At 70.3% G+C, this 14,384-nt stretch carries 11 protein-coding genes; 2 read left to right on the forward strand and 9 right to left on the reverse strand.

What is annotated here, in order from left to right; translation table 11 throughout:
- Positions 1 to 11: 11 nt before the first annotated feature.
- The 3 genes from ASD11_RS06965 to ASD11_RS06975 are packed head-to-tail and all read right to left on the reverse strand — an operon-like array spanning position 12 to position 2,750.
- Positions 12 to 449, reverse strand: coding sequence for a hypothetical protein (locus ASD11_RS06965; protein ID WP_056285059.1), 438 nt, complete (start codon positions 447 to 449; stop codon positions 12 to 14).
- A gap of 10 nt (positions 450 to 459) precedes the next feature.
- Positions 460 to 1,647 (reverse strand): fatty acid desaturase family protein, encoded by a 1,188-nt coding sequence (locus ASD11_RS06970; protein WP_056285062.1) that lies wholly within the window; start codon positions 1,645 to 1,647, stop codon positions 460 to 462.
- 14 nt (positions 1,648 to 1,661) lie between these two features.
- Positions 1,662 to 2,750: a ferredoxin reductase gene (locus ASD11_RS06975; protein WP_056285065.1), complete on the reverse strand. Its 1,089-nt coding sequence runs from the start codon at positions 2,748 to 2,750 to the stop codon at positions 1,662 to 1,664.
- A gap of 209 nt (positions 2,751 to 2,959) precedes the next feature.
- On the opposite strand from ASD11_RS06975, the gene ASD11_RS18800 reads away from it, so the two are divergent.
- Positions 2,960 to 3,088, forward strand: a complete 129-nt coding sequence (locus tag ASD11_RS18800; protein WP_268750680.1) for a hypothetical protein — start codon at positions 2,960 to 2,962, stop codon at positions 3,086 to 3,088.
- Between the two features lie 38 nt (positions 3,089 to 3,126).
- Positions 3,127 to 3,612 (forward strand): PGPGW domain-containing protein, encoded by a 486-nt coding sequence (locus ASD11_RS06980; protein WP_056285068.1) that lies wholly within the window; start codon positions 3,127 to 3,129, stop codon positions 3,610 to 3,612.
- A gap of 9 nt (positions 3,613 to 3,621) precedes the next feature.
- Here the strand turns inward: ASD11_RS06980 and ASD11_RS06985 are convergent, their stop codons facing one another.
- Genes ASD11_RS06985 through glgX form a run of 6 tightly spaced genes read right to left on the reverse strand, consistent with a single transcriptional unit; the run spans position 3,622 to position 14,336 of the window.
- Entirely contained in the window at positions 3,622 to 4,929 is a 1,308-nt protein-coding gene (locus ASD11_RS06985; RefSeq protein WP_056285071.1) for a cation:proton antiporter domain-containing protein, read from the reverse strand.
- Between the two features lie 46 nt (positions 4,930 to 4,975).
- The gene (gene glgB / locus ASD11_RS06990) at positions 4,976 to 6,898 is read right to left on the reverse strand and encodes a 1,4-alpha-glucan branching protein GlgB (RefSeq protein ID WP_082554213.1); all 1,923 of its coding nucleotides are present in this window, start codon (positions 6,896 to 6,898) and stop codon (positions 4,976 to 4,978) included.
- Positions 6,895 to 8,289 (reverse strand): maltokinase N-terminal cap-like domain-containing protein, encoded by a 1,395-nt coding sequence (locus ASD11_RS06995; RefSeq protein WP_056285072.1) that lies wholly within the window; start codon positions 8,287 to 8,289, stop codon positions 6,895 to 6,897. The genes glgB and ASD11_RS06995 overlap by 4 nt, the downstream gene beginning before the upstream one ends.
- A complete protein-coding gene (gene treS, locus ASD11_RS07000; protein ID WP_056285076.1) occupies positions 8,286 to 10,133 on the reverse strand; it encodes a maltose alpha-D-glucosyltransferase in 1,848 nt (615 codons plus the stop codon). The genes ASD11_RS06995 and treS overlap by 4 nt, the downstream gene beginning before the upstream one ends.
- Positions 10,134 to 10,137: 4 nt before the next feature.
- Positions 10,138 to 12,138 (reverse strand): alpha-1,4-glucan--maltose-1-phosphate maltosyltransferase, encoded by a 2,001-nt coding sequence (locus ASD11_RS07005; protein ID WP_327019522.1) that lies wholly within the window; start codon positions 12,136 to 12,138, stop codon positions 10,138 to 10,140.
- 59 nt (positions 12,139 to 12,197) lie between these two features.
- Complete coding sequence (gene glgX, locus ASD11_RS07010) at positions 12,198 to 14,336, reverse strand: glycogen debranching protein GlgX (RefSeq protein ID WP_056285082.1); 2,139 nt, start codon at positions 14,334 to 14,336, stop codon at positions 12,198 to 12,200.
- Positions 14,337 to 14,384 lie beyond the last annotated feature (48 nt).

Raw genomic sequence — 14,384 nt, forward strand, 5'->3', positions numbered from 1 at the left:
CTCGGGCCAGGTCACGAGTGCGGAGCGGACTCCCGCTCGAGGAGCGTCTCGCGATCGAGGACGGAGTTGGGCCGGAACGAGACCGGTCCGCCGCGGCGGGTCGGTCGCACGAGGTCGAACCCACCGGTGGTCACCAGGACCCAGCGGCGCGGGCGCCGGTCGTGGCCCAGGAGCTGCCGCGCGTCCGCCGCAGCCTCCCGGACGCACGACTCATGGCACGGCGGGAACAGGAACTCGCCGTCGATGGCCTCGTCCGGAGTTCCCGGGAAGGCCACCGGTCGGGTGAGCACCCGCCCACAGATGCCACAGATCCGGCTCAGCGCGCACTGGATGGCGCGCGCCTTGACGACGCGCTCGTGCGCCGCGTGGCCGTCGTCGTCGACGCACGCGAACGGCACGACCGAGCCGCCCACGAGGGGCCGGTCCGACAGGTCGGGCGGGTTGCTCATGGGTGACGACTCATCCGACGGGCGCGGTGTTGGTCCACCGACCCAGCTCGGAACGACGACCGGGACGCTCGTCGTCACGCAGACGACGCTCGCGGGCCGACGGCGGAGCCGGGTTGTCCTTGGTGCGACGGTTCGGCAGGGACAGCTTCATGACCGTGCGCAGCACCTGGCCGTACTGCTTGTGCAGGGGTCCGGTCGTGTAGGGGATCCCGTAGCGCTGGCAGAGGTCCTTCACCTTCACCGAGATGTCCGCGTAGCGGTTGCTCGGCAGGTCGGGGAAGAGGTGGTGCTCGATCTGGTAGCCCAGCTGGCCGCTCATGACGTGCAGCAGCTTGCCGCCCTCGAAGTTGGCCGACCCGAGCATCTGGCGCAGGTACCACTCGGCCCGCGTCTCGTCCTCGAGCTCCTCCTCGCTGAAGTGCACCGCACCGTCGGGGAAGTGGCCGCAGAAGATGATCATGTAGGCCCAGAAGTTGCGGACGATGTTCGACGTGAAGTTGGCCGTCAGGGTGCTGACGAAGGCCGGTCCCGTGAGCGCCGGGTAGACGATGTAGTCCTTGAGGGCCTGCTTGCCGACCTTGTCGCCGATCTGCTTGAGCTGCTTCTTGAGGAGCTTGGGGTCCTTCTCGCCCTTGCGGATGGACTCGATGTCGAGGTCGTGGAGCGCCACGCCCCACTCGAAGAACATCGCCAGCAGGGCGTTGTACACCGGCTGACCCAGGTTGTACGGCGTCCACTTCTGGTCGCGGCTCATGCGCAGGATGCCGTAGCCCACGTCGTTGTCGTGGCCGAGCACGTTGGTGAACTGGTGGTGGATGTAGTTGTGCGAGTGCTTCCACTGCTCGGCCGGCTGGGTGGTGTCCCACTCCCAGTTGCTCGAGTGGATCTCCGGATCGTTCATCCAGTCCCACTGGCCGTGCATGGTGTTGTGGCCGATCTCCATGTTCTCGAGGATCTTGGCTGACGAGAGCAGGGCCGTCCCGAGCAGCCAGGCCGGCGGGAAGAGGCTCGCGAACAGGGTGATCCGGCCGGCGGCGGCGAGCCGGCGCTGGAGGGTGATGATGCGGAGCACGTAGTCGCGGTCGGCCTGACCACGTGAGGCCTCGACCTCGGCGCGGATCGCGTCGAGCTCGCGGCCGATCTCCTCGACCTCCTCGTCGGTGAGGTGCGTGTACTCGCGGACGTCTGCGTATGCCATGGTTTCTCGATCCTCTAGACGTTCAGGGTGCAGTCGGTGGTGGCGACGCTGATGCAGGTCTGGATGTACTCGCCGGGGGTGTCGTGCTCCTCGCCGCTGCGCAGGTCCTTCACGCGCCCGGCGGCCAGGGGCACGTCGCACGTGTGGCAGATGCCCATGCGGCAGCCGAAGAGCATGCTGACCCCGGCCTGCTCGCCGGCCTCCAGCAGGGTGGTGGCCCCGTCGACCTCGATGGTCGGGCCACCCTCGCCGAAGGTGACCGTGCCACCGGCAGCGTCGCCGGCGGCCGGGGCGAGCGAGAAGCGCTCGACGTGGAGCCGGTCGATACGGCCGTGCTCCTCGTAGTGCTCCACGAGGGCGTCGAGCATGGGCGCGGGACCGCACGCCCACGTCTCACGACGAGGCCAGTCCTGGACGACGTCGTCCAGCTGGTCCGGGGTGAGGAAGCCGTCGGTGTCGGTGAAGCGCTCGACCAGCCTGAACGACTCGTGCTCGGCAGCCAGGGCGCGGAGCTCGTCGGCGAACATCATGTCGTCCTCGTCGGTGGCCGAGTAGAGCAGCACGACGTCGGGCACGGAGCCGCGACGGTTCAGCGTGCGCAGCATCGACATGACGGGCGTGATGCCGCTGCCACCCGCGATCATGAGCATGCGGGCCGGAGGGGGGTCCGGAAGCACGAACTCGCCGCGCGGCACGTCGAGACGCACGATGGTGCCGGGCTCGAGACCGTTGACGAGGTGCTCGGAGAGGAAGCCCTCCGGCATGGCCTTGACGGTGATCGCGACCGTCCCCTCCTCGCGGACGGGGGCGGAGGAGATGGAGTACGAACGCCAGTGGAAGCGCCCCTCGAGCTCCACGCCGATCCCGATGTACTGCCCCGGCTGGAAGTCGAAGGACCAGCCCCAGCCCGGGCGGATCACGAGGGTGGCGGAGCGGTCCGTGACAGGCTCGACCCGCTCCACCCGGCCGCGCAGCTCGCGCGCCGACCACAGCGGGTTGATGAGCTTGAGGTAGTCGTCGGGGTGCAGCGGAGTGGTGAGCGCCTTGCTGGCCGCGCGGACGCGCCGCAGCAGCGTCGACCTCTCGATGAGTGAGTCAGCCATGCATCATTCCCGTCCACTCGCTCCCCACACATACCGTCGGCATGTGTCGTCCGTCACGGCGACGGTACGTTGCTTTGGAGCCGAGCACACCTCGAAGGGACAAGTCTTTTTCCGGACCCCTCCTGACCTGCGAAGACGTGCCGCCGAGGTGCGCGCACGGCGTGTCGCCCGGACCATGGGAAGGACCCGGACCACCGAGAGGATCCCCCATGGAGCAGCACGATCCCGAGATGCCCGACCCCCAGCAGGAGACGGCGCCCGACGAGCACCCCAAGCCCGACGTCAACGACCCGCACCCCGACGGCGCGGGGCAGGACGAGCCGCTCACGTCGCTCTAGGTCGGCACGGCCGGCCGGCGTCTGGGACCCTGGTTCCCATGACGGATGACGACAGACGCCGGTCGCACGGTCTCGTGCGCCGTGTGGCCCTCGAGACGCTCGGCTGGACGCTCGTGGTGGCGGGCCTCGCCGCCCTGATCCTCCCCGGCCCGGGGCTGCTCGGCCTGGCGGCCGGGCTGGCCGTGCTGTCCCAGCAGTACGAGTGGGCCGAGCGCCGACTCGAGCCGGTCAAGGTGGCAGCGTTCAAGGCGGCCGCCGACGGGGTCCAGACCTGGCCCCGCATCGTCGCGAGCTGCCTGGGAGCGGCAGCGATCGCTGCCTTCGGCGTGCTCTGGATCGTGCGTCCCGACGTTCCCTCGTGGTGGCCGGTGCGCGACAGCTGGTGGCTCGTGGGCGGGTGGCCCACCGGCGTCACCCTCATCGCCTCCTCCCTCATCGCCTACGCGCTCATCGTGTGGAGCTTCCGTCACTTCCGCGGTGTCGAGGACCCCGAGGCGGCCGCCGAGGCCGCCGCCCGCGACTGAGGACTCGGCTCAACCTGCAGCCCACTCGCCGCGGCGGGTGTCGAGCCAGCGCATGACGGGCGTGGCCAGGACGCCGTGCACCACGACGGACACCGTGATGGCCAGACCCACGGTCGCCCACAGGACGTCGGTGTCGGAGAACGTGGCCATCCCGGTGGCCCAGGCCAGGTAGAACAACGAGCCCACGCCACGGACGCCGAAGAACGCCGTCACGAGTCGTTCGCGAGGTCCGAGGTGGTGATCGCCCACCCGGTCCTTGGGCGGCGCGCCGACCTTGAGGGCGACCCAGGCCGTCACCGGCCTCACGACCAGCACCAGCGCGACGGCCACGAGGGCGGCCTGCCACGTGAGCGCTCCGAGCAGGCCGCCGGAGAGCGCCACCCCGAGCAGGAGCAGGACCACGAGCGTCAGGAGCCGCTCCAGCCGTTGCACCACCTGGTGCATGAGCGCGTGGTACTCGTCGTTGCGCTCGGCCGACCTGATGGTCATGGCGCACGCGAAGACGGCGAGGAACCCGTAGCCGCCGACGAGCTCGGCGAGACCGTAGGAGAGCATCACGGCTGCGAGCGCCAGCAGCGGCTCGCCTGTCTCGGCGGTGCGCATCGACGGACGCAGTCCCCTGAACGCCGCCTTGGCCAGGACCCAGCCCGCGACGACCCCGACGACCACCCCGAGGCCGGTGCGGCCGAGGAGGTCCCACCCCACCCAGACGATGCCGTCGTGGAGGGCGAAGCCCCCCGCGGCCAGCACGGCGAGGTGCACGAAAGGGAACCCCAGGCCGTCGTTGAGACCCGCCTCGGAGGTGAGCGCGAACCGCACCTCGTCGGCCTCGTCGATCTCGTCGGGCTCGTCCTGCTCCGTGGTCGGCCCGTCGACCTGGACGTCGGAGGCGAGCACGGGGTCGGTGGGCGCCAGGACGGCCGCGAGCAGGAGGGCCGAGGCCGGCGCCAGACCTGCGACGACCCCGAGCGCCGCCGTGGCTGCGATGGTGAGCGGCATGGCGACGAGGAGCAGACGCCAGGTGGTCCCCCAACGCCGCCAGGCGCGCCACGAGCGCAGGCTGAGCGGCCGGTCGAGGGACAGCCCGACACCCATGAGCGCCACGAGGACCGTGAACTCGGTGAGGTGCTGCACGGCCTCCCGGTCGCGGACCGGGTCGATCATGAGCGCGTCGGGAAGCGGGAGGAACCCGGCCAGCGCGCCGACACCGAGCAGCACGGCGGGCGCCGACAGGGCGACGCTGCGCAGGGCGTGCGGCAGCACGACGGCGAGCAGCAGCGCTGCTCCCGCCAGCGCGTAGACGCCAGCGGCGTTCATGGTGCTCCTGGGGGTGGGGGAAGGTCTGCGGAGGAAGTACCCCTCGTCAGTGCGTCGAACCGGACGGATCGAGCGGGGCGCGGTGCCGCGAGGTGTCGGGGACGAGCCACAGCACGCCTGCGGGCGGGAGCTGCACGAGCGCCGAGTGCTCGAGACCGTGGTGGGGCACGGGCTCTGCGTCGACCGACCCCAGGTTGCCCACGCCCGATCCGCCGTAGACCTCGGCGTCGGTGTTCAGCACCTCGCGCCACGTGCCTCCCACCGGCAGACCGATGCGGTAGTCGTGGTGCGGGGCGCCGGAGAAGTTGGCGAGGCACGCCACCTGGGAGCCGTCCGTGCCGATGCGCAGGAAGCCGATGACGTTGCCGGCGGTGTCGCTCGCGTCGATCCAGCGGAAGCCCGCCGGCTCGTGGTCGGCGGTCCAGAGCGCAGGGGTCTCCCGGTAGATGCCGTTCAGGGTCGCCACGAGGTCCTGCACGCCGCGGTGGAGAGGTTGCTCGAGCTCGTGCCAGTCGAGGCCGCGGGACTCCGCCCACTCCCCCTCCTGGCCGAACTCGCCGCCCATGAAGAGCATCTGCTTGCCCGGGTGGGCCCACATGAAGGCCAGCAGCGACCGCACGCCGGCCGCCTTGTTCCAGTCGTCACCGGGCATGCGACCCCAGAGCGAGCCCTTGCCGTGGACGACCTCGTCGTGGGAGAGCGGCAGGATGAAGCTCTCGGTGTAGGCGTAGTCGATCGCGAAGGTCATCTCGCCGTGGTGGTACGAGCGGTGCACGGGCTCGTTGCCCAGGTACGACAACGTGTCGTGCATCCATCCCATGTTCCACTTGAAGCCGAAGCCCAGACCGCCCTCGCTCGTCGGCCGGCTCACGCCGGGCCATGCGGTGGACTCCTCGGCGATCATCATGGTGTCCGGGTGATGCTTGTAGACCGTGGCGTTGAGCTCCTGGAGCAGCTGCACCGCCTCGAGGTTCTCGCGCCCGCCGTGCTCGTTGGGCACCCACTCGCCGTCGTTGCGGGAGTAGTCGAGGTACAACATCGATGCGACGGCGTCGACGCGCAGACCGTCGAGGTGGAACTCCTCGAGCCAGTACAGCGCGTTGGCCACCAGGAAGTTGCGCACCTCGCGGCGGCCGAAGTCGAAGACGAACGTGCCCCAGTCGGGCTGCTCGCCCTTGCGCGGGTCGGGGTGCTCGTAGAGCGGCGTGCCGTCGAAGCGGGCCAGGGCCCACGCGTCCCGTGGGAAGTGGGCCGGTACCCAGTCGACGATGACGCCGAACCCACGCTGGTGCAGCTCGTCGACGAACCAGCGGAAGTCGTCGGGCGAGCCGAAGCGCGACGTGGGGGCGTAGTACGACGTGACCTGGTAGCCCCACGAACCGCCGAAGGGGTGCTCGGCGACCGGCATGAGCTCGACGTGGGTGAAGCCCGTGAGCTCGAGGTAGTCGGCCAGCTCCGTGGCCAGCTCGCGGTACCCGAGCCCGGGTCGCCACGAGCCGAGGTGGACCTCGTAGATGCTGACGGGCGACTGGTGCGGAGAACGGCGCGCACGCTCGGCCAGCCACGCGTCGTCCTTCCAGACATGGCGGGGGGCCGTGACGACGGACCCGGTCGCCGGCGGGACCTCGGTGCCGAAGGCCATGGGGTCGGCCTTGTCGGTCCACGTGCCGTCGGGGCCCTGGATCTTGAGCTTGTAGACGGCGCCGGCCTCGACACCGGGCACGAAGATGCTCCACACGCCCGACCCGACGGACTGGAGCGCGTGGGCGCTGCCGTCCCAGCCGTTGAAGTCACCGACGACCTGGACGGTCCGGGCGTTCGGCGCCCACACCGCGAACGCGGTGCCCTCGGTGCCGTCGACGGAGGTGACATGGGCTCCCAGCACGTCCCAGAGCCGCTCGTGGCGACCTTCGGCGATGAGGTGGAGGTCGAGCTCGCCGACGGGCCAGCTGGTCGTGGCGGTGGTCATGAGTCCTCCTGGCTGACGAGTCGGGCGATGGAGGCGAGCGGCACGCCGAGCCAGTCCGGCCGGTTGGCGTGCTCGTAGCCGACCTCGTAGACGGCCTTGTCGAGCTCCAGGGCACGGAGCAGGACCTCCTGGTCCCGGGGGTCGGAGCCGGCCACGGCGGCGTAGCCGTCGCAGAACGCGGAGCGGTTGTGCTCGGCCCACACCATGGCGCGCTCGGCCATGCTCTCGTCGGGCTCCTCGCCGACGAGCATCTGCTGCGCGGCGTAGTCGAAGGAGCGCAGCACGCCTGCGACGTCGCGCAGGGTGGAGCGCAGCTCCTGACGCTCGGTGATGCTCGCAGCGGGCTCGCCCTCGAAGTCCAGGACGATCCAGCCCGAGAGGGTGCGCAGCACCTGGCCCAGGTGGAGGTCGCCGTGGACGTTCTGCACGTCGAGCGGCGTGGGAAGGTCCGCCACCTGCTGGAAGATCTGCTCGAGCGCCGGGACGTGGTCGGCGAGCTCGGGCACCTCGGCGGCCACGCGCGCGAGTCGCTCGGCCATGGCCGACACCGTGGCGTCGAGGTCGTCCTGTCCGACGCTCTCGGTGCCGAGGGCGCGGTCCAGGTCGGCGTGCACCGTGGCGATCGCGGCGCCGAGCCGTTCGGCCTCGCCGCCGAAGTCGCCACCGAGCTCGCCGGGGTCGGAGCCGGGATCGGCCATGAAGTCGCGCACGCTCGTGGTGGCCATGACCCAGCCGTCGGCGGCGTCGGGCAGGAACCGCTGCAGGAGCGCGATCGTGGCGGGCTCACCGTCGAGGGTCCCGGTCACGGAGCCGAGCGGCTCGGCGATGTGGGTGCAGCCCACCTCGCGCAACGCCCGGTGCAGTCGGAGGTCGGGGTTGTCGCCCGTCACCAGCTTGCGGAAGAGCTTGAGGATGTACTGCTGGCCGTAGACGAGGGAGGTGTTGCTCTGCTCCGAGGTGATGGGGTGGGCCCGCAGTCCCTTCTCCACCTCGGCACCGGGCTCGGTGCGGAACGAGAGGTCGCCCAGGTCGGCGCCATCGACCACGAGGTCGAGCAGCGTGGCCGTGAGGTCGGCGTCGCCGCTGGCCTCGTAGAGCGTGTGCTCGCCCAGGGCGCCGATCGACGCCGACGCCGCGACGTCGGGGAGCTGGTCCCGGCGGCTGCCGACGAGCAGCTGGTAGACCGAGCTGTGGTCGCCCTGCTCGACGTCGACCACGAGGTGGACGAGCAACGGGTCTCCGTCGAGCAGCGTCGTGGCCGCGACGGGACGGACGCCCGTGATCTCGCGGTGCTTGCCTCCGAACCATCGTTGGGAAGGCAGCCACGCGGGCAGGGCCTCGGCGACGACGGTCAGGACGTCGTCGGCACTCGTGGTCAGGGGCTCGCTCATGACATGCTCCTTCGCTCGCCCTGGTCGCCGAGCTCGCTCAGCTGGAACCAGTAGAAGCCGTGACCGGGCAGTGTCAGCAGGTAGGGCAGCTCACCGATGCGCGGGAACCGCACCCGACCGGTGAGCTCCACCGGCGTGGCTCCCTCGTGGTCGGCGAGCTCCAGCTCGACCGGCTGGGGGAAGCGGGACAGGTTGTTGACGCACAGGACCACGTCCTCGTCGCCGTTGGGCCGGGTCCAGACCCGCTTGTACGACAGCACACTGGGGTTGGAGCCACCGAGGTCGACGAACTCCCCCAGCGCGAAGGCCTCGTGCTGCTTGCGCACCGCGAGCATGCGACGGGTCCAGCTGAGGAGAGACGTGGGACTGCCCTGCTGGGACTCGACGTTGATGGCCTCGTAGCCGTACGTCGGGTCCATGATCGGCGGCAGGTAGACCCGGCCCGGGTCGGCCCGGGAGAAGCCGGCGTTGCGGTCCGGTGACCACTGCATGGGTGTACGGACGGCGTCGCGGTCGCCGAGCCAGATGTTGTCGCCCATCCCGATCTCGTCGCCGTAGTACAGGACCGGTGAGCCCGGGAGGCTCAGCAGCAGCGCGGTGAAGAGCTCCAGCTGGTTGCGGTCGTTCTCCAGCAACGGGGCGAGCCGACGACGGATGCCGATGTTGGCCTTCATGCGCGGGTCCTTGGCGTACTCCGCGTACATGTAGTCGCGCTCCTCGTCGGAGACCATCTCGAGCGTCAGCTCGTCGTGGTTGCGCAGGAAGATGCCCCACTGGGTGCCGTCAGGGATCTCTGGCGTCTGCTGCAGGATCTCCGAGATCGGGAAGCGGGACTCGCGGCGCACCGCCATGAAGATGCGCGGCATGAGCGGGAAGTGGAACGCCATGTGGCACTCGTCGCCGCCCACCGCGGGGTCGCCGAAGTACTCGACGACGTCGGACGGCCACTGGTTGGCCTCAGCCAGCAGGATGCGGCCCGGGTACTCGCGATCGACCGTGGCGCGCACCTCCTTGAGGTACTCGTGGGTGCGCGGCAGGTTCTCGCCGTTGGTGCCCTCCTCCTCGAAGAGGTACGGCACGGCGTCGAGCCGGAAGCCGTCGATGCCGAGGTCGAGCCAGAAGCGCAGCACGTCGATCATGGCCTCGCGCACGGCCGGGTTCTCGAAGTTCAGGTCGGGCTGGTGGTTGAAGAACCGGTGCCAGAAGAACTGTCCGCGGACGGGGTCGTACGTCCAGTTGGACGTCTCGGTGTCGACGAAGATGATGCGCGCGTCCGGGTACTTGGAGTCGTCGTCGCTCCAGACGTAGAAGTCGCCGTACGGGCCGTCGGGGTCGTTGCGGGAGGCCTGGAACCAGGGATGGGCGTCGGAGGTGTGGTTGAGGACCAGGTCGGTGATGACGCGGATGCCGCGGGCGTGCGCCTCGTCGAGCAGCTCGACGAAGTCGTCGACCGTCCCGAACTCCGGCAGGACGGCGCGGAAGTCGCTGATGTCGTAGCCGCCGTCGCGCAGGGGTGAGGCGTAGAAGGGCGGGAGCCACAGGCAGTCGACACCGAGCCACTGGAGGTAGTCGAGCCGGCTCGTGAGTCCCTTGAGGTCGCCCGTCCCGTCGCCGTTGGAGTCCGCGAAGGCGCGCACGAGCACCTCGTAGAACACGGCACTCTTGAACCAGTCCGGCTGGGGCGCGTCCTGCTGGTGGTGCTCGAAGTCCCCGGCCTGCGGCTCGACGAGGGTGCCGTCGGCCTCGACCGACTCGCCGGTGTGAGGCGTGTCGTCGAGTCCCTCGAGCGCGTGGTCCGGAGCGGGGCTCTCGGTGTTGCTGCTCCGGGTGGTGGGGTCGTCCATGGGATCAGTCCTCCCTGCGTCGGATGGTCAGGATGTGCGCCACCGCGCGGGTGGGGTCGAGCCGCACGTAGTTGGCGGCACCCCAGTCGTAGGTCTCCCCCGTCGCCTCGTCGTGCGCGACGAGCCGGTCGTCCCAGTCGAGGCCGAGTGCCGGCAGGTCGAGGCGGAGGGTGCCCTCGTGCGGACCGTGCGGGTCGAGCGTGATGACGACCACGACGATCTCGCCGGTCTCGGGGTCGGACTTGGAGAACGAGAGCAGCGCGTCGGAGTCGACCTCGTGGACGAGCAGCGTGCGCATCTGCTGCAGGGCCGGGTGGTCTCGGCGGATCTCGTTGAGCCGCGTGATCCACGGCTCGAGCGAGCGTCCCTCGGCGAGGGCCGTCTCGAAGTCGCGCGGACGGAGCTCGAACTTCTCCGAGTGGAGGTACTCCTCGCTGCCGGGCTTCTGCGGCTCGTGCTCGAACAGCTCGAAGCCCGAGTACACGCCCCACGTGGGTGAGATCGTGGCGGCGAGCGCGGCGCGGATGGCGAACATGGCCGGCCCGCCCACCTGCAGGGACTCGTGCAGGATGTCGGGCGTGTTGACGAAGAGGTTGGGTCGCGACTCGTCCCAGTGGTCACGCAGCTGCTCGGCGAACTCCAGCAGCTCGCCCTTCTCGGTGCGCCACGTGAAGTAGGTGTAGCTCTGCGTGAAGCCGGCCCGTCCGAGCCCGAAGAGGCGGGCCGGTCGGGTGAAGGCCTCGGCGAGGAACAGGACGTCGGGGTGCTCGGCCTTGATCTCCGCGATGAGCCACGCCCAGAAGTCGGTGGGCTTCGTGTGCGGGTTGTCGACGCGGAAGATCGTGACCCCGTGGTCGATCCAGACCTTCGTGACGCGCAGCATCTCCGCGTAGATGGCGTCACGGTCGTTGTCGAAGTTGAGCGGGTAGATGTCCTGGTACTTCTTGGGCGGGTTCTCGGCGAACGCGATGGTCCCGTCCGGGAGGACGGTGAAGAACTCGGGATGCTCCGAGGCCCACGGGTGGTCGGGCGCCGCCTGGAGGGCGAGGTCGAGCGCGACCTCGAGCCCGAGGGCCTTGGCGCGCTTCACGAGGGCGTCGAGGTCCTTGAAGGTGCCGAGCTCGGGGTGGATGGCGTCGTGGCCACCGTCGGACGAGCCGATGGCCCACGGCGAGCCGACGTCGTCGGGCCCGGGGGTGAGCGTGTTGTCCTTGCCCTTGCGGTTCACCCGCCCCACGGGATGGATGGGCGGGAAGTAGACGACGTCGAAGCCCATGCGTGCCACGCGGTCGAGTGCCTTGGCGGTGGTCTTGAGGGTGCCGTGCTTGGGCAGGCCCTTCTTGTCGACGCCGCCCGTGGAGCGCGGGAACAGCTCGTACCAGGATCCGAAGGCGGCTCGGGCGCGGTCGACCCACAACCGGTGCGGGACGCCCTCCGTGAGGAGCTCGCGGACCGGGTCCTCGTGCATGCGCTGCTGCACCTCTCCCCCCAGGGCGAGGGCCACCCGCTCGGACAGCTCCAGGGTGGAGGCGCGCAACGCGGCCGCTGCGTCCTTCAGGATGTTCTTGCTGCGGCCCTGGGTGACCTTCTGGTCGAGGATCCGCGCGCCGATCTCGAGGTCGTTGGCCAGCTGGGCGGAGTCCTGGCCCGCGGCCATCTTCACCATGACGGCATGGGTCCAGGTGCTCCACGGGTCGCTCCACGCGTCGACGCGGAAGGTCCACTCGCCGACGGTGTCGGGCACGATCGTGGCGGCGAACCGGTCGAGGCCGCTGCCCACCTCGGCGAGACGTGTGCTGCGCTCGGTGCCGTCGGGGCCGCTCCAGACCACGGTCGCCGCCACGGCGTCGTGGCCCTCGCGCCACACCGTGGCCGTGACGGGCACGTGCTCGCCGACGACGGCCTTGGCGGGGTCGCGACCGCCGGCCACCTCGGGCGTCACGTCGTCGATGCCGAGTCGGCCGGTCATGGTGTGGTCTCCCTTGCGTCGCGCTTCGTCAGTCATCTCCTCCCACCCTTCCACGGTGCGAGTGAGGCGCAACTGTCCAGCGTGTCGGACAGGTCTCAGTGGTCCTCCGCGACCTCGCGCGGAGCCTTGAGCAGCAGGAGGGACCGTGGCTGCAGGGTCACGACGGAGCCTGCTGCGAGCGCCGAGAGGTCCTGCGGCTCGCCGTCCGCCGAGGTCGTGTCGAGCGCCGGCTTGTAGGTCTGCCCGAACTCGTGGTCCGGCAGCGTGACGTCGAGCGGCTCGTCGCCGGCGTGGAGGAGCAGCAGCCAGGAATGGTCGGCGAGGAGCTCGCCCTCCCGGGTCCGGGACTGGCTGTTGGAGCCGTCGATCCACATGCCCAGGCTGCGTCGCTCGGGGTCGTTCCAGGCGTCGTCGTCCATCTCCGTGCCGTCGGGCTGGAGCCAGATGAGGTCGGGACGTCCGGTCGGCGTGGTGCGCCCGTCGAAGAACTCGGGCTGGCGGAGCGCGGGGCTGCGGTCGCGCAGGTGAACGACGCGCCGGGTGAAGGCCAGCATCTGCTCGGTCTCGGGCGTCGTGGTCCAGTCGACCCAGGACGTGGGGTCGTCGAGGCAGTACGCGTTGTTGTTGCCGCCCTGGGTGCGCCAGAGCTCGTCGCCGGCGACGAACATGGGGGTCCCGGTGGAGAGGAGCAGGGTGGCGAGCAGGTTGCGGCCCTGACGGGCGCGGAGCGCGCGGATCTCGGGGTCGTCCGTCTCGCCCTCCACGCCGTGGTTCCAGGAGCGGTTGTCGTTGGTGCCGTCGCGGTTGTCCTCGCCGTTGGCCTCGTTGTGCTTGCCGTCGTAGCTCACGAGGTCCCTCAGCGTGAACCCGTCGTGGGCGTCGACGAAGTTGATGGACTGCCACGGACGGCGCAACGTGTGGTCGTAGAGGTCGGAGGATCCCGACAGCCGGTAGGCGAGGTCGTTCACTCCGGAGGCGCCGCGCCAGAAGTCGCGGACCGAGTCCCGGTAGATGCCGTTCCACTCGGCCCACTGGGCCCCGAAGTCGCCGACCTTGTAGCCCTCTCCCGTCGCGTCCCAGGGCTCCGCCACGAGCTTGCAGCGCGACAGGACGGGGTCGGTGGTGATGGCGGTGAGGAGGGCGGAGTCGCGGTCGAAGGCGCCACCGCGCGGACGCCCCATGACGCTCGCGAGGTCGAACCGGAAGCCGTCGACCCCCAGCTCGGTGGTCCAGTAGCGCAGCGAGTCGGTGACGAGACGGATCACGGTGGGAGAAGCCGCCTCGAGCGTGTTGCCGCAGCCGGTGATGTCGGCCATGTGGCCGTTCTCGTCGTGCAGGTAGTACGCCGGTGCCTCGTAGCCGCGGAAGCTCAGGGTGGGGCCGTCGGGGCCGCCCTCGCACGTGTGGTTGTAGACGACGTCGAGCAGCACCTCGATGTTGGCGGCGTGGAGTGCGGCGACCATGGTGCGGAACTCGGCGACCTCCTGACCGGGCTCGCTCGCGTATCCCGCGTGGGGCGCGAAGTAGCCCAGCGGCGAGTACCCCCAGTAGTTGTGGCGCCCGGCCCGCACGAGGGAGGGCTCGTCGCAGAACGCCTGGACCGGCAGGAGCTCGACGGTGGTCACGCCGAGGCGCACGAGGTGGTCGACCGCGGCCGGGTGGGCCAGGCCGAGGTAGGTGCCGCGGAGCGCCTCGGGGACGTCGGGGTGCTGCTGCGTGAAGCCCTTCACGTGGAGCTCGTAGACCACGGCCTCCTCGAACGGGATCTCGGGCTTGGCGCCCGTGTCGGGACCACCGGGGCTCATGACGACGCTGAGCGGCACGCTTCCGAGGGAGTCGACGGTGGACGGCTCGGGTCCCTCGGGGTCGTCGGCGTAGCCGTGGGCGGCCTCAATGTCGGTCATCGCGCCCGTGATGCGGCGGGCATAGGGGTCGAGCAGCAGCTTGTTCGAGTTGCAGCGCAGTCCGCGGGACGGGTCGTACGGGCCGTGGACGCGATAGCCGTAGCGCTGTCCGGGCGTGACCCCGGGGACGAGGCCGTGCCAGACTCCGAAGGTGCGCTCGGTCAGCTCGATGCGGCGCTCGCTCCCGTCGTCGTCGACGAGGCACAGCTCCACCTTCTCCGCGACGCTGCTCGCGACCGCGAAGCGCACGCCACCGGCCTCGGGATGTGCACCGAGCGGGAACGGCCTTCCGGCCAGGACCTGCGTGTCCGTCGTGGGATGGGTGGCCATGGCACGAGTCTTCCACCCGGTCGGTGTCGCCTGTCCGGTGCGGGACCT

The organism is Aeromicrobium sp. Root495, from assembly GCF_001426755.1.
In the GTDB taxonomy this organism is placed as follows: Bacteria; Actinomycetota; Actinomycetes; order Propionibacteriales; family Nocardioidaceae; genus Aeromicrobium.